Source organism: Streptomyces sp. NPDC104367 (genome assembly GCF_055583825.1).
The window spans coordinates 148,480-166,359 of the sequence record NZ_JBVJND010000003.1 but is presented as its reverse complement, the minus strand read 5'-3'; the positions used below and the strand labels follow the sequence as shown (position 1 = coordinate 166,359).

The following is a 17,880-nucleotide window of genomic DNA, read 5'->3' as shown; positions in this document are numbered from 1 at the left end:
CCCACCGCGGCCGGCGGGGTACGGGACCTCCCGCCCCCCCCGCCCCCCGGGGGGCGGCGCCCCGGGGCCGCCCACACCGGGCCGGCCGCGGGACGCCTCACCCGGTCCGTCCGCTCTCCTACGACGGTTCGCCGGAGCCGGAGCCGGAGCCGGAGCCGGAGCCGGAGCCGTGGCTGGTGGCGTGGCTGGTGGCGGCGGGTGCGTGGGCAGCCTGGCCGGTCTCGTCCCTGGGGACGGGCACCTGTCCCGTCGTCGGCGTCGGCGTCGGCGTCTGCGTCGCCTGTGTCGTCGACGTGGGGGTCCGGGGACGGGCGGGCTGCGCGGTGGTCGTCCGCAGCAGGGCCAGCACCAGGACCCCACCGACGGCCGCGGCCGCCGCCGACCACAGGAACACCGAGTGCAGACCGTCGGCGAAGGCGGTGTGCACCGCTTCCCGGACCGCCTCCCGACTCCCGGACCCGGCCGCCGCGACGAGGGCGTCGGACCGGCCGCCCGCCAGGGCCGACGCCGCGGCCCGGGTGCCGTCGGCCGGGTGCGCGGCGGTCAGACCGTCGGCGGCCCGCGCGGTGAACACCGCGCCGAACACGGCGATCGCCAGCGACGTACCCAGCTGCCGGAAGGTGTTGACGGCGCCGGAGGCCATTCCGGCCCTGTGCGGGGGCACCGCGGTGGTGGCCGCCGAGACCAGCACCGGCATCGCCAGACCGACCCCCACGCCGCACACCAGCAGTCCCGGCGTCAGCGAGGCCGCCCCGGCGTGCGGACCGGTCCCCACCGCCAGCAGCAGCATGCCCGCCGCGATGAGCAGCAGCCCCAGGCCGATCGGCAGCCGCTGCGGCACGCGGTGCACCCAGCGCGAGGCCAGCGGCGACACCACGAACACGGCACCGGCCATCGGCGTCAGCGCCAGACCGGCGGTGACCGGGGAGAGGCCGAGCACGGACTGGAGCCACACCGACATCAGGAACATCGAACCGAACGCGGCTCCCTGCATCAGCAGCGCGCCCGTCATCAAGGAGCCGAACGCAGGGCGCCGCAGCAGCGACACGTCCAGCATCGGGCTGCCGCCGCGCCGCACCACGCCCGCCTCGACCACGACGAACAGCGTCCCGCACACCACGGCGACGACGAGCGGCACGACCGCCGTGGCCGACGTCCAGCCGGTGTCGCCCGCGCGGATCAGCCCGTACGTCAGCCCGGCCGCGGCGGCGGTGAAGGCCACCGCGCCCGGCACGTCGATCCGCGTCCCGGTGCGCCGGGGCACCGACGCGGGCACCAGACGGCGCGTGGCCACCAGCGCCACCAGCGCCACCGGCAGGTTGACCCAGAAGATCCAGCGCCAGCCCAGGTGCTGCGTCAGCAGTCCGCCCAGGACCGGCCCCACCGCGGCGGCGGCGCCGTTGACCGCACCCCACACACCGAACGCGGTGCCCCGGTCGCGGCCCTGGTAGCAGCTGAGCAGCAGGGCCGGGGAGGCGGCGAACATCGCGGCACCCCCGACACCCTGCACCAGCCGCGCGGCCACCACCGTGCCGGCGGTGGGGGCGAGTCCGCAGACCGCCGACGCGGCCGCGAACAGCACCAGACCCACCAGGTAGACCCGGCGATGGCCGAGGTGGTCCGCCAGCGATCCCGACACCAGCAGGACGGCCGCCAGCGCCAGGGCGTAGGCGTCCACCACCCACTGGAGCGAGGAGAACGAGGCGTCCAGGTCGTCGGCCATGGCGGGCAGCGCGACGTTCACGATGGTCACGTCGACGAGCAGCATGAAGGCGCCGAGGCAGACGGCCGCGAGGGGCCACCACTTGCGCATGAAAAGACTTCTTTCCTGATCGAGCGATTCGAGCGATTCGAGCGGTCCGGGTGTTCCGGCAGCTCCGGGAGCGCGGCCTTCGGGGAACGGCAGGCGCACGGACCACCTTCCGGCACGCGCGCACAGGAACACCATCCACGACCATCCCGATGCGCGGATACGACATAATCGACATCCATGGCGACGTATCTCGACACCCCGGCGGCCCCGGAACGCGTCCTCACCACCGCCGACCTCGCGCTCGCGCACGCCCTCCAGATCGACGGGCGGGCACCGCTGCGGCACATCGCCGCCGTCCTCGGCGTCTCCGACCAGACCGTCGCCCGCCACTACGCCCGGCTGCGCGGCAGCGGCCTGCTGCACGTGCTGGGACTGACCGACCCGGTGCGCACCGGCGCGTCCCTCTGGTTCGTCCGGGTGCGCTGCACCCCCGACGCGGCCGGCGCGGTCGGGGCGGCCCTGGCCCGCCGCACGGACACGACCTGGGTGAACCTCAGCGCCGGAGGCACGGAGATCACCTGCATGATCCGCCACCCGGGCACCGCCGCCCGGGGCGATCAGCTGCTGCTGGAGAAGCTGCCCCGCACCCCCCGGGTGGTCGACGTCTCCGCCCACGGAGTGCTGCACGTCTTCTTCGGCCAGGAGCGCAGCGCCCTGACGAAGACCGGCCCGCTGACCGGGGACCAGATCGCCGCGCTCACCCCGGCGCTCCCGCGGGCGGAGCCCGCGTCCGGTGCGCTCGGCCCCGAGGACCGGGTGCTGGCCGACCTGCTGGCCCGCGACGGCCGGGCCCCGGTGCCGGAGCTGGCCCGCGCGACCGGCCTCTCCCCGTCCACCGTCCGCCGCCGTATCGCCCAGCTGCGGGCCTCGGGCGCCCTGTACTTCGACGTCGAGTTCCACCCCGACGTACTGGCCGCCACCTTCCGGGCCGCGCTCTGGCTGGAGGTCGAACCGGCCCGCCTCCAGGAGGCCGGCACCCTGCTGGCCGGCCACCCCGAGGTGCCCTTCGTGGCGGCCACCAGCGGCGCCACGAACCTCTACGCCAGCGTCCAGGTCACCGACGCCGCCGCCTTCTACACGTACCTGACCCACTCCGTGGCCGCGCTCCCGAGCCTGCGGCACAGCGCCACCGCACCCGTGCACCGCACCCTGAAGGGTCCCGGCCCCTACCTGTGGAACCCGGGCTGAGAACGCCGTCCGGCTCCCCGGCGGGAGAGCTCAGACGGCGCGTTCCATGCACACCAGTCGTTCCCGCTCGTCCCACGACCCGGTGACGGCGAAGCCGAAGCGCTCGTACAGACCGATGGCCCCGGTCCGCCAGTCCCACACCGAGAGCCGCACGGTGCCCGCGCCGGCCTGCGCCGCGTGCGCGAGCGCCGCGTCGAGCAGCGCGGAGCCGACTCCGCGGCCCCGGAACGCCGGGTCCGTCCAGAGCCGTTTGATCTCCGACCGCCCGGCGGCGGGCGCGGTCACCACCAGACAGCCCACCGAGGCGTCCCCGCACCGGGCCAGCAGCACGGTGTCGTCGGCGAACGCGGCCCCCGGGTCCGAGATCTCCGCGCGGTAGCGATCGGGGAGTGCCTCCGGACCGGCGACGGGCACGCCCTTCTCGGCCTCCGTGCGCAGGTGGTAGGCCGTGAGCAGCGCGGACAGCCCGTCCTCGGCAGCGGGCGCGGACGGCGTGCGGGACGGCCGGCGGACCACCGCGACCTCGTGTCGTTCGGTCATGGCCCCAGCATCACACGGGCCCGGGACGCCCATCGCCGTGCCCCGGGACGGCGCGCAGCGCGATGTCCACGGTGGCGTGCAGTGCCGCGCGCCCCGCCCCGGCGGCCGCGTGGACGGCGTTGCCCTCGCTGACGACCATGACGTAGCGGGCCAGCGCGACCGGATCGGTGCCCGCGGGCAGGTCGCCCTCCGCGAGGGCGCGGGCGAGCCGGTCGGCCAGCGCCCGCTCGCCGGCGAGCCGGCTCTCGGCGAGGAAGGCGGCGACATGGCCGTTGTCACCGCCCTCGGCGAGGCCGCCCTGCACGGACAGACAGCCGGGCGGGCGGCCTGCCTGGGTGAGCGCGTCCGCGTTGGCCCGCAGGAAGGCCTCGACGACGGCGTACCCGGTGGGCCGGGTGAGCGCGTCGCGCGCGTACGCCATGTCCGCCTCGGCGTACCGGGCCACCGCGCGGCGGAACAGCTCCTCCTTGTTGCCGTAGGCCGCGTACATGCTGGTCCGGTTGATGCCCATGGCCTCGGTGAGATCGCTCAGCGACGCGCCCTCGTACCCCTGGCGCCAGAAGACCTCCACCGCGCGGTCCAGCGCCGCGTCGGCGTCGAAGCCCCGAGGTCTGCCCCGCTCGGCCATCCTCACTCCGTTCCCCGCAGTCCCCAAAATATTAACCGGCCGGTACGGAAATACTCCCGCGGGTGGCGTCGTTATTCGGTATCGAACGGTACGGAAATGGGGTGGCCGCCGCGGAACAGCGGGGCGAACACCCCTGGGAACAACCCCACGCAAGGAGAAACGACCATGGGACAGCTCGACGGCAAGACCGCTCTCGTCACCGGGGCCACCTCGGGCATCGGCCTGGCCGCCGCCCGGCGACTGGCCGAGGCGGGCGCGCACGTCTTCCTCACCGGGCGCCGTCAGGAGGCGCTGGACGAGGCGGTGGCCTCCATCGGCGACCGGGCCACCGGAGTCCGTGCCGACGTCGCGGACCTCGCCGACCTCGACCGGCTGTTCGCCGCCGTCGCGGAGCGCGGCGGGCTCGACATCGTGTTCGCCAACGCCGGCGGCGGCTCGTTCGCGGCGCTGCCGGACGTCACCTGGGAGCACTACGCCGACACGTTCAACACCAATGTCGGCGGGACCCTGTTCACCGTGCAGAAGGCGCTGCCGCTGCTCGGGGCGGGCTCCTCGGTCATCCTGACCAGTTCCAACATCGACACCAAGGGCGCCGCGTCGTTCGGTGTCTACGCCGCCAGCAAGGCCGCCCTCCGCTCGCTCACCCGCAGCTGGGCCGCCGAACTCGTCACCCGGGGCATCCGCGTGAACAGCATCGCCCCCGGCCCGATCGAGACCCCGGGCCTCAGCGGCCTGGCCGGCGACCCCGGCTCCGCCGAGCAGCTGCTCAAGGGCCTCGCCGCCGGAGTGCCGATGAACCGGCTCGGGCGGCCCGAGGAGATCGCCGAGACCGTACTCTTCCTCGCGTCCGACGCCAGCAGCTACATGACCGGCGCCGAGATCTACGTGGACGGCGGCGCCAGCCAGATCTGACCGGGGCCGCCGGCCGGACGTTCCGGCACCCCACCGCACCACCGACCCACCCGGGACGGCCGGCCGCGACCACCGGTCCGGCCGGCCGCCCAGGCCACACCCGTCGAGGAGCACCATGCACACCGTGACCGACCTGCTCGCCGCCAACCTGCACGAGGTCTTCGGCAACCGCGACCACGCCTCGCGCCGCGCGGCCATCGAACGGATCTACACCGAGGACGTCGTCTTCACCGATCCGGAAGGCGTCAGCACGGGCTGGGACGCGCTCGAGGACAAGGCCCGCGCCCTGCTCGACAGGGTCCCGGCGGACTTCGGCTTCACCGAGGACGGCCGCCGCTACGCCGGTCCCCACGACGGCGCCCTCGCCTGGGCGTTCGGCCCCGAGGGCGAACCGGCGGCACGGGGCATCGACATCATCACCGTCCACGACGGCAGGATCGCCACCCTCCGCACCCTGTTCACCGCCTGATCCCACCGGCCGGGGCGACCACCCCGGCGACGAGGGGAGTCGGCGGCACGGCGGGACGAGGCCGAGGCGCGTCCCGCCGTGCCGCGGGCGACCGGTGTCCACGGCGGGAGCGCCGGCTACTCCTCAGGGATGAGCACCGGCTTGATCACGCGGCCCGTCTCGCAGTCGCGTTCGGCCTCGTTGACGGCTTCGAGGGGGTAGGTGCGGATCAACTCCTCGAAGGGGAACCGTCCGTGCCGCCAGAGTCCGGCCAGCCGGGGGATCAGCAGTCCCGGCACCGCGTCCCCCGCGCAGATGTGGACGACGCTCCGGCCCCGGTCCAGCGCCCCCGGTTCCACGGCCAGCGGTTCGCGCAGCGGAGCCACCAGGCCCAGTCGGCCCCGTGGCCGCAGCGCGTGCAACGCGTCGTTGACCAGCCGGGGATCGGCGGTGGTGTCCAGGGCGTAGTGGGCACCGCCGCCCGTGCGGCCGTGGATCAGACGCGGAAGGTCCGCCGTGGTCGTGCGCAGCGCCCGCGCCCCGAACCGCTCCGCGAGCGCGAGCCGTTCGGGGCGGCGGTCCACGGCGATGGTCTCCGCGCCGACGGCCCCCGCCGCCAGCACCGCCGCGAGCCCCACCTCCCCCGCGCCGAACACCGCGAGTGTCTCCCCGGGGCCGACCCGGAAGGAGTTGATGACCGCGCCCGCCCCGGTGAGGAACCCGCAACCGAGCGGGCCGAGCAACTCCAGCGGCAGCGCCGGGTCCACCCGTACCGCGGTGCGGGCCGCGACCAGCGCGTACTCGGCGAACCCGGACTGCCCGAACCAGCGCGGGGCCAGCGGCACTCCGGCCGCGTCGGTGAAGCGGCGCGCCCGCTCCGTACGCCCGCCGAACAGGTTGAGCGCCGCGAACGAGTCGCAGTGGGCGGGTGCCGCGGCCAGGCACCCGCGGCAGCGGCCGCACGAGTCGAAGCCGAGGACCACCCGGTCACCGGGCCGCAGCCCCGTGTCCGGACCGCCCGTCTCCAGCACGGTCCCCGACGCCTCGTGGCCGAGGACGGCCGGCAGCGGGGAACGGCCAGCCGACCGCCGCACCGCGAGGTCCGTCCGGCACATCCCGCAGCCCGCGATCCGCACCAGGACCTCGCCTGCGGCCGGCCCCGACTCCAGGGCCACGTCCTCGAACGTGAACGGCCCGTCGTAGGAGCGCAGTACGGCCGCCCGGAACCTCAGGACCTGACGTGACACCGTGGGCTCCTTCCACCGGGACAGGGGTGATCACTCACGCCCCGCTCATGGTCGCCTCGCCCCGGTGACGGCCGGTAGAGCGCACAACATCCTTACGGGGCAAGGGTGTTGTCGCCGCATGCGCCGTCCACGCCGGTGTGTTCGGGTGCGGACGCCGCCGCCCGGGCCCTTCGCTCCGGGGCGGTGACGCCGAGAAGGGCGTACCGGATGCGGTCCGAGGCGGTGCCTGCTCCTACGGCGGTACTCGTCCCCATGGCGGCACCCGCCCCCACGGCGACACCCGCCCCCATGGCGACCACACCGGGCTCCACGACCCGGGCCGCCCCGGTCGACCGAGGCCGGCGTGCCGGCGTGCCGACGCGTCGGCGCCGAGAGCGAGGCCGGTGTGCCGGTGCCGAGGGCGAGGACCGCCCCGGCCTCCCGGGTCCCCGCCACGAGCGCCTCGGTGAACCGGGCCGCCGGGTGCGGATCCGCACCGAAGCACTCCTCGGCGCGCCCCCGGCGGGGATCGCGGGCCCGCAGTTCCGCGCCGGCCGCGGCCATCGCGTCGGCGTACGGCCCGGGATCTCAGGTGGCTCCCACCGCCAGGGGTGACGACTGGTCAATCGAGGTATCCCGTGAGGTGCGAGGACTTCGGGGAGCGCACGCGCCGCGGTCAAGGGAGCCGCGGCGGACTCCCGCGCCGCGATGCGGCCGGCCGGCGGGCTGCCCCGGGACAATGAGCGTCATGAACGACCGCATGAGCGATGCCGAGAACCGGCTGGCCAGGATCGAGCGGCGGCTGGCGAGCGGCGAGCGCGACGTCGTGCCGGCGTGGCGCAGGGCGACGCGGGGCGAGCCGCGGTGGGCGGTGACCGCGGTCATCCTGGTCGCCGTCGCCCTCCAGCTGATGCTGCCGCACCGGCTCGCCTTCCAGCCGTACTGGGCGCTGCCGGTCCTGGAGGCGGTGCTGCTGGCCGGTCTGATCGCGGGCAACCCGCGCCGGGTGGAGCCCCGCACCCGGTGGCTGCGCCTGCTGGGACTGGCCCTGATGGGCGTGATCAGCCTCGCCAACGGCTGGGCGGCGGCCCGGCTGGTGGCGGGCCTGGTGAACGGCACCGAGGGCATGGACGCCGTGCCGCTGCTGCTGACCGGGGGCGGCATCTGGCTGACGAACGTCATCGTGTTCGCGCTCTGGTACTGGGAGTGGGACCGCGGCGGCCCGATGGCGCGGGTGCGCGGCCACCAGCAGTACGCGGACTTCCTCTTCGTCCAGATGCAGAGCCCCGAGACCGCGCCGGAGAACTGGGAACCGGCGTTCCTGGACTACCTGTACCTGTCCTTCACCAACTCGACCGCGTTCAGCCCGACCGACGTGATGCCGCTGTCGCGCTGGGCGAAGATGCTGATGATGCTCCAGTCCTCGGTCTCCCTGGTGACGGTGGTCCTGGTGGTCGCACGTGCCGTCAACATCCTGCGCTGACGGCGGGATGCCCTAGGTTTTCCGTCATGAGCGAAGAATCCCTGCGTCTTGTGACCGTCGACCGCACCGGCACCGGCCGCTTCACCGCGACGAACGCCCGCGGCGGCACCGTCGCGTTCGGTACCGGCGACGGCACGGAATTCACCCCGGTGGAACTGCTGCTCGCCGCGATCGGCGGCTGTACGGCGGCCGACGTCGACGTCTCCACCGCCCGCCACACCGAACCGACCGCCTTCACGGTCACCGTCAGCGGCCACAAGGCCGCCGACGAGGGCGGCAACCGCCTGACCGACCTCGCCGTCGCCTTCCACGTCGCCTTCCCGGACGGCCCGGAGGGCGACCGCGCCCGCGCCATCCTGCCCCGAGCCGTCACCGTCTCCCACGACCGGCTCTGCACCGTCAGCCGCACGATCGAATCCGGCACCCCGGTGACCGCCTCGGTCGAGGACGTCTGACGGCGGCCCGGTGGCCAGGGAGCGCTGCGGCCCGGGCCGTCGGACTCCGGGAGGCGGTATCGGGCGTTTCCGGCTCGTGAACGGCGCCCCGCTGGCACTCTGTTGGTGTGACGGACTCTCAGGTGGATATTCGTGTGCTGTCCGACGCCGGGGACGAGAGAGGGAGCAGCTTCGCTCTTCCGGCGACCTGGCTCCAGGCTGTCGGCGGCCCGGTCGACGTGCATCTCACCACGCTCGTGCCGAAGGCGGTCCGTGGTAACCACTTCCACCGCGACCGCCGGGAGGTCCTGGTCGTCGTGCACGAGGACGCCTGGTCGTTCCATTGGGACACCGGTGAAGGAACGGCCCTCCACAGCAGGACCTTCGAGGGCAGCGGCGCCGTTCTCATCGAACTGGAGCCGCTCGCCTCGCACGCGGTACGCAACGACGGCGGTGCCGATCTGCTGATCGCCGGTCTCTGCGACCGCGCGTACGATCCGGCCGCGCCCGACGCCTGGACCCGGAACGTGGTGGTCGCGTGAGCGCCCCGGCACCGCGCTTCGCCACGTTCTGCCACATCAGTGACCTGGGTGTGTCCGGATACGCAGACCTGCACCGGATGATCGCGGTCAGCAGCCCGCTGAACCTGTGGGCACCGTCGAGCGCGCTGCTGAACGACAGGGCCTGCAAGGTGACCCCGGCACAGTTCGTCAAGCACGTCGAGGCCGGGCACGTCCGGATCGTCGCGCGGCGATGGTGGCTCATCGACCGTGAGAAACGGGACAAGCACCCCTGGGAGGGGGCCCGCTGGGATCCGGCGGTCGACGGTGCGCTGCGCGGCATCATGGAGGAGGACCTCGGTATTCCCGACCGGCGGGAACGACGGGTCGTGGCGGCCGAGGACGAGCGGGGCTGGGATCTGGCGAAGGAGGCCGTCGAAACCGACCGGGAGGGCACCGGGGAATGGGAGCGGCTCCTGGCCTCGGACGAGGCCGAGGCGACGATACCTCCCGGGACCCTGGAGCGGGCCCGCCGCGCGGGAGCGGACGATCTGCGCGAGCAGGTCGTGGTGGTACTGCGGGACGTCTACAACCACGGTGACGCGCAGAGCGAGTCGGATGCCGATGTCTCGTTCCTCATGCGCAGCACCGACCGGGCGTTCGTGTCCCGGCTCGCCACGATGCCGTGTACGACGGGAGCCGGCGGGACCCGGACAGCCGAGAGGTCCGCCGCCACGGCCGGGGACCTCGCCGAGATCACGGGGCGGCTGCTGGACGCGCTGCGCAGGATCGAGACGGACCGGACCGACGTCGGGAAGTTCGTCGGGACCTCCGAGCACGCCGCCCTCGTGGCCTGGGTGGCCGCCCTCTGCGAGCGGATCAAGTGGCAGGGTGTGGACACGGCGAACACGGACATCGCCAGGGAGTTGTTCTCCCAGGTCCAGCACGGCGGCTTCCCCGGCCTGAACCTGTCCGCGGTGCGCCGGCACGCGTCGCTGCTGGAGTCGGCGGGGGCGTTGCTCGGCGGGGTGGACCTCTGGTACGCCCTCAGCCCGATGATGTCGGGGTCGACCGCGGCGAGAGACCTGCTGAGTCTGCTGGCGGCGTCCTTCCCGATCGGCCACGGTCTCTGCAAGCGGGTGGGCTGGGTGCCCGGTCTGTTCGAGGGCACGCAATGGCCGTTCCTCTACGCCGGCACGGAGGCCACCCGGCGATCGAAGCGAGCGCTGCTGAAGCGTCTGGAACAAGGGGAGGACTGACCGAACCGCTGAACGCGCGGTCGACGGGCGACCCTTGTGACCAGGCGCACCGTCGGCGCGTGCCGGCAACACCTCCGTTCTCCGCCCCGGGCGACCGGTGCCGGGGAGCCGGGGGAACGGCTGTTCGGGGTGGCGTGGTTACGATGGTGTGTGCACCGTTCTCCTCTCTCCGGCCGGCCGACGCGATGAGCACCGCCGTCTCGTTCCCGCTCGGGGCCTCGACCACGCTCGCCGAAATCGCCCGGGACCCGCACCCGCGCCTGGCGCTGCTGCGCGCGCACGAGCCGGTGTCATGGCTGCCGGAGCTGAACGGCTGGCTGGTCACCCGGCGCGACCTCGCGCTCGACGTGATGCGGGACGCCGTCACCTACACCGTGGACGACCCCCGCTTCACCACCGCCCAGGTGGTGGGGGAGAGCATGCTGTCCCTGGACGGCGCCGCGCACGTCCGCCACCGCGAGCCCTTCGCCGCCCCCTTCCGGCCCCGCCGGGTGCACGACGGCTTCGCCGGGTTCATCGAGCGGGAGACCGACCGCCTCGTCACCGCGCTGGAACCGGCCGGCGCCGCCGAACTGCGCCGCTCCTTCGCCGGACCGCTCGCCGTGGCCGTGGTCACCGAGGCCCTCGGGCTGGTCGGGACGACCACCGACACGGTGCTGTCCTGGTACGACGCGATCGTGCGGTCGGTCTCGGACATCACCGAGGGACTGGCGGCGGGCCCGGCCGGCCCCGCCGCCTACACCCAGCTGCGCGACGCCGTCGAGGCCACCCTCGCCGACCGGCACGCCTCCTCGCTGCTCGTCTCCGCCGCCGAGCGGCTGGAGGTGCCCGAAGTGGCCTCCAACGCCGCGGTCCTGATGTTCGGCGGCATCGAGACGACCGAGGCGATGATCACCAACGCCCTGCTCCACCTCCTCGGTAGCCCCGGCCAACTCGCCCTCGTCCGGGCCGACCTGGGCCTGCTGGACGGAGCCGTCGAGGAGTCGCTGCGCCTGGAGCCCGGCGCGGCCGTGGTGGACCGCTACGCCACCCGCGACACCGTCCTCGGCCCGGCCGGCATCCGCCGAGGCGACCTGGTGAGCGTCTCGCTGACGGGGGCCAACCGCGACCCGGCCGTCTTCGCCGACCCGGACCGCTTCGACGTCCGCCGTGCCGAGGCCCGGCTCCAACTGGCCTTCGCCCACGGCCCGCACCACTGCCTCGCCGCGCACCTCGCCCGCCTGGAGGCCCGTATCGCCCTCAGGTGCCTGCTCGAACGCCTTCCCGGGCTCCGCCTCGACCCGCGGCGGCCCGCCTCGCCGTACGGTCTGGTCTTCCGCAAGCCGGCCGACCTGCACGTGCGGTGGGACACCCCGGCCTGACGGACCTCGGCGGCCTGCTCGACCGGCCCGCTGTTCAGGGTGGTTGCCAAGGTGCCGCCCGCGGCCGGGGGAGTCCTCCGGAACACCGGCGGTCCCGGAGGGGCGCCGCCCGGTGACCCCTCCCGGCCGCCGGGCGCCGCACCCGGCCGGAAACCGCTGTCATGGGGTTCGAAACACCCGCTCGCAACCGCCAGTTCAAGCCGATGTTCTGTCCCGCTCATGACAATCTCGATCGCCGGATGTCAATCTGCTCTGCGAAAGTCCACCGGAAACTCACAGTTTTCTCACGTAAGACCCCACTCCCAACCCCCACTTCACCGCACGGCCGAGCAGACGTCATCCCGTCGCACCGTGCCCGCGCCACCCCTGCGGCCTTTCCCCCTGCACCCGCGCGCCGCCGGACGGCCCCACCCGGCCGACCCGCTCTCCCGGGCTCCACCGAGCCCGACCACCCCACAGAAGGAGAACGCCATGTCCCGGCAGGACCGTCACCACCGTCGTGTCAGACACAGCGTCACCCTGGCGCTGACCGCGGCAACCACCCTGCTCGCGGCCGGACTCCAGAACGGCACCGCCCTCGCCGCACCCGGCCCCGCCGAGATCCGCGCCACCCCCCGGGCCGGAGCCGCCCCCGCGCCGCTCACCCCGGCCCGGCGGACCGCTCTGCTCAGGAGCGCCGCGTCCGCCGCCTCCGGCACCGCGAAGGCCATCGGACTGGGCGCCGGCGAGAAACTCGTCGTCAAGGACGTCACCCGGGACGCCGACGGCACCACGCACACCCGCTACGAACGCACCTACGCCGGTCTGCCCGTCCTCGGCGGCGACCTGGTCGTCCACGACGACTTTGGCCGCCTGACCGTGTCCCGGGACTCGAAGACGGACCCCGCGGTCCCCTCCACCAGGGCGAAGGTCTCCGCGGGCACCGCGAAGGCCCAGGCCCTCACCACCGCGGCGAAGGCGGGCGCCGAGCACCCCGCGGTCGACGGCAGCCCCCGCCTCGTCGTCTGGGCCGCCTCCGGAAAGCCCGCGCTCGCCTGGGAGTCCGTGGTCGGAGGCCTCCAGGACGACGGCACGCCCAACGAACTCCACGTGATCACCGACGCGGACTCCGGCGAGCGGCTCTTCCAGTACCAGGGGATCGAGACCGGCACCGGCACCGGGCAGTTCAACGGAACCGTCGCGCTCGGCACCACGCTCTCCGGCTCGACCTACCAGCTCGTCGACGGCGACCGCGCCGGACACCGCACCTACGACCTGAACCAGGGCACCTCCGGCACCGGCACCCTCTTCACCGACGACAACGATGTCTGGGGCGACGGCACACCGGCCAACCGGCAGACCGCGGGCGTGGACGTGGCCTTCGGCGCCGCCGCCACCTGGGACTTCTACCAGAACGTCTTCGGCCGCAACGGCATCCGCAACGACGGCGTCGCCGCCTACAGCCGCGCCCACTACGGCAACAACTACGTCAACGCCTTCTGGTCGGACACCTGCTTCTGCATGACGTACGGCGACGGCTCGGGCAACACCCACCCGCTGACCGCCCTCGACGTGGCCGCGCACGAGATGAGCCACGGCGTCACCGCCGCCACCGCGGGCCTCACCTACTCCGGCGAGTCGGGCGGCCTGAACGAGGCGACCTCCGACATCTTTGCCGCGGCGGTCGAGTTCTACGAGAACCTCCCCGCCGACGTCCCCGACTACCTGGTCGGGGAGAAGATCGACATCAACGGCGACGGCACCCCGCTGCGCTACATGGACAAGCCCTCCAAGGACGGCGACTCCAGCGACTACTGGAGCTCCTCCCTCGGCGGACTCGACGTCCACTACTCCTCGGGCCCGGCCAACCACTTCTTCTACCTGCTCTCCGAGGGCAGCGGAGCCAAGACGGTGAACGGCGTCTCCTACGACAGCCCCACCTACGACGGCCGGCCGGTGACGGGCATCGGCATCGAGAACGCCCAGCGCGTCTGGTACCGGGCGCTCACCACCTACATGACGTCCGGCACGGACTACGCGGGCGCCCGCACGGCCACCCTCCAGGCCGCCGCCGACCTCTTCGGCGCCTACAGCCCCTCCTACCTCGCCGTGGCCGACGCGTGGGCGGCGATCAACGTCGGCAACCGGATCGCGCTCGGCGTGAACGTGGCACCGATCGCCGACCAGATCAGCGGCATCGGGCAGGCGGTCTCCTTCCAGGCGGACGCCTACACCACCAACTCCGGCGCCGGACTGACGTACACCGCGACCGGACTGCCGGACGGGCTGACCATCAGCGACACGGGTCTGATATCCGGCACCCCCACCACGCTCGGGACCAGTGACGTCACCGTCACGGTCACCGACGACACCGGCGCCTCGGCCACCGAGTCCTTCGCCTGGCGGATCGCCTACGTCTACGCCAACGCCACCCGGGTCGACATCCCCGACAACGGCGCCGCGGTGGAGTCCCCGGTCACCGTCACCGGCCGCACCGGGAACGCCTCCGCCACCACCCAGGTCTACGTCAAGATCATCCACACCTACCGCGGCGACCTGACCGTCGACCTCGTCGGCCCCGACGGAACCGCGTACTCCCTCCTCAACCGCAGCGGCGGCTCCGCCGACAACGTCGACCAGACGTTCACCGTGGACGCCTCCGCGCAACCCCTGTCCGGCACCTGGAAGCTCCGGGTCCAGGACCGGGCCGCGATCGACGTCGGCTACATCGAGCAGTGGCGGCTCATGCCCTGAGTCCGCCCGGCCTCCGGCCCCGCCCGCCGGCACCATCCGGCGGGCGGGGCCGCGCGGCGACCTCCGCCACGAGCGGGAATGCCGACGAACGACCAGGCAGGACCCGGTCCGGAGGCGTCGACGGCTTGAACCGAGTGCTATTTTCGGTCAAAAGATCTCGATTATCGGTCGGGCGGCTTGCAGGTGAGTTGCGGCTGGCAGAGCATCGGGGTGCGCCCGGCGGGGAGGCTGGGGGTCAGGGGAGGGGAATGGCCGAGGGCATACGGTTCGTCGTGCTCGGGGCCGTACAGGTACTGCGGAACGGGACGGTCCTCCCCACCAGGTCGCCGCAGCAGCAGGCGCTGCTGACCGCCCTGCTGCTCAGATCCGGCCGGGCGGCCTCCGCCCACGAGCTGATCAGCGCGGTCTGGGGCGAGGAACCACCGGACTCCGCCCTGTCCACGCTGCGCACCTACGCGTGGAGACTGCGGCAGGTCATCGAGGAGGACCGGGCCGCGCCCAAGCTCCTGGTGTCGCTGCGCGACGGCTACCAGCTGACGGTCCCGCCGGCCACGGTGGACGCGGTGCGCGCCGAGGCGCTCGCGGCCGACGCCCTGCGGGCACGGGAAGCCGGCCGGGAGACGGAGTGCGGCAGCCTGCTCAACGAGGCGCTCGCCCTCTGGCAGGGCGAACCCCTCACCGGCGTGCCGGGACCCTTCGCCGAACAGCAGCGCTCCCGGCTCAGCGCGCTGCGGCTCACCCTGATGGAACAGCGCTTCGAGCACCGCCTCCGGGAGGGACAGCACGGGCTGGTCATCCCCGACCTCATCGCCTTCACCCATGAACACCCGATGCAGGAGCGGCCCTACGGCTTCCTGATGCGGGCGCTCTACGCCGCCGGACGCCAGGCCGAGGCCCTGGCGGTGTTCGGCCGGGCCCGCCAGGTGCTCGCCGACGAACTGGGCATCGACCCCGGCCCGGAACTGACCGGCCTGCACGCCCGCGTCCTCGCCGGGGACCCGCGGCTGATGGGACCCGCCGCGAGCCGTGCCACGGACCCCGCCGGACCCTCGGCGCCCGCCCCGCGGACCGCGGCCGACGCGGACGAACCCGCCGAACCGGCCGAGGCACCCGCACCCGCCCCGCCCCTGCGCCCGGCCCAGTTACCCGCCGACGCGGCCGACTTCACCGGACGGACGGCCGAGGTCGAGGCCCTGTGCGGCGCCCTGACCGACCCGGCCCGGGTGGCGCTGCCCGTCGTCTCCATCAGCGGCATGGGCGGCATCGGCAAGAGCACCCTCGCCCTGCGCGGCGCGCACCGGGCCAAACCCGACTTCCCCGGCGGCCAGCTCTACGCCGATCTGCACGGCAACGGGCTGGAACCGGCCGACCCGGCAGCCGTCCTGGGCAGCTTCCTCACCGCGCTCGGCACCCCCGGACACAGCCTGCCCGCCGCCGCCGAGGACCGCGCCCGCCTCTTCCGCACCACGCTCGACGGCCGCCGCATCCTGCTCATGCTGGACAACGCCCGCGACCCCGCCCAGGTGAGACCCCTGCTGCCCGGCTCGGCCGACTGCGGAGTGATCATCACCAGCCGGGGCCGGCTCAGCGGACTGCCCACCATCCTCCAGACCGATCTCGACGTCTTCGACACCGACGAGGCGCTCGCCCTGCTGCGCTCGATCGCCGGCGCGGGCCGCGTCGCGGAGGAACCCGCGGCCGCCGCCGAGCTGGTGGCGCTGTGCGGACACCTGCCGCTCGCCGTCCGGATCGTCGCCTCACGGCTCGCGGCCCGGCCCCGGTGGCGGATCGAGGCCATGACCGCCCGCCTCACCGACGAACGGCTGCGCATCGGCGAACTGCGCGCCGGAGACCTGGGCGTGGCCGCGGCCTTCGAACTCGGCTACCGCCAGCTCACCGACGACCAGGCCCGGGCCTTCCGGCTGCTCGCGCCCCTCGCCCGGCCCGGCATCGGCCTGGAAGCCGCCGCGGTCGTCCTCGAACTGGACGAGTACGAGGCCGAGGACCTGCTGGAGTCGGTCGTCGACGCGGCCATGCTGGAGGCGCCGCTGCCCGGCCGCTACCGCTACCACGACCTGCTCCGCTCCTTCGCACTCCAGCTGACCGCCCCCGCCGCCGCGCACCGCACCGGCGCACAGTCCTGCACGACGGCGGCCGAGGGCACCGCCGCCCTGGGCCGGCTGCTGGACCACCTGCTCGACGTGGCCTGCGCGGCGTTCCAGAGCATGGTGCCCGGCGACCCGGTCGGCGCCATCCTCGGCGGCGGCGCCACCTCGGGGCACCGGTTCGCCACCCTGGCCGACGCCCGCGCCTGGGTCACCTCGGAGTTCGACTGCACCACCAACGCGGTGACCGCCGCCGCCCGGCTCGCGCTCGGCGCCGACACCCCCATGCTGCGCACCGCCACCGACCTGCTGGTCGCGCTCACCCCCTTCGGACGCGACATCCCGTACGCCCAACTGGCCTCGGCGGCACGGGTGGTGGCCGAAGCGGCCGCACTGCGGGGCGACGACCAGGCCGAGGGCCGGGCCCGGTTCGTGTGCGGCAACGCCGCACTCCAGAACACCCAGCTCGCCGAGGCCGAGACACAGACCCGGCTGGCCACCGAGGCCTGCCGGCGGGCCGGCGACACCGTCATCCTGCGGCAGATCCTCAACGACCGCGGACTGATAGCCCAGTTCCAGCACCGGTACGCCGACGCCGTCGACTCCTACGACCGCGCCATCGAACTGGCCAGGGAACTCGGCCACCGCTCCGGCGAGTTGGTGACCAGGCTGAACGCCGCCCAGGCACGGCTGCGCAGCGGCCGCGCGCGGGAGGCCGTCACCATGTGCGAGGAGGTCCTGGCCGAACTGCGCGACGTGGCGGACCCGCACGGCACCTCCTACGCCTGGTACGTCCACGGCATGGCGCTGCACGAACTCGACCGCCACCCGGACGCCGTCACCAGCTACACCAGGTGCCTGGAGACCTGCACGGCCTTCCGCATCCGGGGCCGCGAGGCCCAGGTCAGGTCACGGCTCGCGGCCACCTGGCGGGTCATGGGCAAACCGGACCTCGCGCTGTCCCAGGGGGAGGCGGCGCTCGCCCTGTGCGAGGAGATCGGCGCCGAGCGCGAGAAGGGCAACGCCCTGCTGGTCCTCGGCCGGGCGCTCGCCGACCTCGGCGACGACGCGGCCGCCCTCGCCCGGGCCCGCCAGGCGGCCACCGTCTTCACCCGCCTCGGACTGCCCGACGCCGACGAGGCCGAGCGGCTGGCGGCACGGCTGCCGGATGCTCCGCCGGGCCCTTGAGGACATGAACCGGCCGATGAGGACGGCCCGTTGAACGAACGAGCGGCCCAGCCGGAATCCGG

Annotated in this window: 14 protein-coding genes; 10 read left to right on the top strand and 4 right to left on the bottom strand. The window is 73.9% G+C overall.

Features of this window, described 5'->3' with window-relative positions; translation table 11 throughout:
• Positions 1 to 118 precede the first annotated feature (118 nt).
• Positions 119 to 1,813: an MFS transporter gene (locus ACZ619_RS06320; RefSeq protein ID WP_469594834.1), complete on the bottom strand. Its 1,695-nt coding sequence runs from the start codon at positions 1,811 to 1,813 to the stop codon at positions 119 to 121.
• Between the two features lie 177 nt (positions 1,814 to 1,990).
• Between ACZ619_RS06320 and ACZ619_RS06315 the strand changes: the two genes are divergently transcribed.
• A complete protein-coding gene (locus ACZ619_RS06315; protein WP_469594832.1) occupies positions 1,991 to 3,001 on the top strand; it encodes an Lrp/AsnC family transcriptional regulator in 1,011 nt (336 codons plus the stop codon).
• A gap of 30 nt (positions 3,002 to 3,031) precedes the next feature.
• On the opposite strand, the gene ACZ619_RS06310 is transcribed toward ACZ619_RS06315, so the two are convergent.
• Both ACZ619_RS06310 and ACZ619_RS06305 read right to left on the bottom strand, forming a co-directional pair.
• Entirely contained in the window at positions 3,032 to 3,541 is a 510-nt protein-coding gene (locus ACZ619_RS06310; protein ID WP_469594830.1) for a GNAT family N-acetyltransferase, read from the bottom strand.
• 10 nt (positions 3,542 to 3,551) lie between these two features.
• Positions 3,552 to 4,169, bottom strand: a complete 618-nt coding sequence (locus ACZ619_RS06305) for a TetR/AcrR family transcriptional regulator (protein ID WP_469594827.1) — start codon at positions 4,167 to 4,169, stop codon at positions 3,552 to 3,554.
• 165 nt (positions 4,170 to 4,334) lie between these two features.
• Between ACZ619_RS06305 and ACZ619_RS06300 the strand changes: the two genes are divergently transcribed.
• Together ACZ619_RS06300 and ACZ619_RS06295 are read left to right on the top strand one after the other, a co-directional pair.
• Positions 4,335 to 5,081 (top strand): SDR family NAD(P)-dependent oxidoreductase, encoded by a 747-nt coding sequence (locus ACZ619_RS06300; protein ID WP_469594824.1) that lies wholly within the window; start codon positions 4,335 to 4,337, stop codon positions 5,079 to 5,081.
• Positions 5,082 to 5,196: 115 nt separating this feature from the next.
• Positions 5,197 to 5,550, top strand: coding sequence for a nuclear transport factor 2 family protein (locus ACZ619_RS06295; protein WP_469594822.1), 354 nt, complete (start codon positions 5,197 to 5,199; stop codon positions 5,548 to 5,550).
• Positions 5,551 to 5,666: 116 nt separating this feature from the next.
• Here ACZ619_RS06295 and ACZ619_RS06290 read toward each other — a convergent pair whose 3' ends face one another.
• Positions 5,667 to 6,761: an alcohol dehydrogenase catalytic domain-containing protein gene (locus ACZ619_RS06290; protein WP_469595265.1), complete on the bottom strand. Its 1,095-nt coding sequence runs from the start codon at positions 6,759 to 6,761 to the stop codon at positions 5,667 to 5,669.
• Positions 6,762 to 7,503: 742 nt separating this feature from the next.
• On the opposite strand from ACZ619_RS06290, the gene ACZ619_RS06285 reads away from it, so the two are divergent.
• The 7 genes from ACZ619_RS06285 (at position 7,504) to ACZ619_RS06255 (ending at position 17,818) form a co-directional block, all read left to right on the top strand.
• Complete coding sequence (locus ACZ619_RS06285) at positions 7,504 to 8,238, top strand: hypothetical protein (protein WP_469594820.1); 735 nt, start codon at positions 7,504 to 7,506, stop codon at positions 8,236 to 8,238.
• A 26-nt stretch (positions 8,239 to 8,264) separates the two neighbouring features.
• Positions 8,265 to 8,693 (top strand): OsmC family protein, encoded by a 429-nt coding sequence (locus ACZ619_RS06280; protein ID WP_469594818.1) that lies wholly within the window; start codon positions 8,265 to 8,267, stop codon positions 8,691 to 8,693.
• Positions 8,694 to 8,800: 107 nt separating this feature from the next.
• Positions 8,801 to 9,214, top strand: a complete 414-nt coding sequence (locus ACZ619_RS06275) for a polysaccharide biosynthesis C-terminal domain-containing protein (protein ID WP_469594816.1) — start codon at positions 8,801 to 8,803, stop codon at positions 9,212 to 9,214.
• Positions 9,211 to 10,431, top strand: a complete 1,221-nt coding sequence (locus ACZ619_RS06270) for a hypothetical protein (protein WP_469594814.1) — start codon at positions 9,211 to 9,213, stop codon at positions 10,429 to 10,431. The genes ACZ619_RS06275 and ACZ619_RS06270 overlap by 4 nt, the downstream gene beginning before the upstream one ends.
• Before the next feature lie 185 nt (positions 10,432 to 10,616).
• Complete coding sequence (locus ACZ619_RS06265; protein ID WP_469594811.1) at positions 10,617 to 11,792, top strand: cytochrome P450; 1,176 nt, start codon at positions 10,617 to 10,619, stop codon at positions 11,790 to 11,792.
• A gap of 471 nt (positions 11,793 to 12,263) precedes the next feature.
• Positions 12,264 to 14,525, top strand: coding sequence for a M4 family metallopeptidase (locus ACZ619_RS06260; protein WP_469594809.1), 2,262 nt, complete (start codon positions 12,264 to 12,266; stop codon positions 14,523 to 14,525).
• A gap of 248 nt (positions 14,526 to 14,773) precedes the next feature.
• A complete protein-coding gene (locus ACZ619_RS06255; RefSeq protein WP_469594807.1) occupies positions 14,774 to 17,818 on the top strand; it encodes an AfsR/SARP family transcriptional regulator in 3,045 nt (1,014 codons plus the stop codon).
• The last annotated feature ends 62 nt before the right edge of the window (positions 17,819 to 17,880 follow it).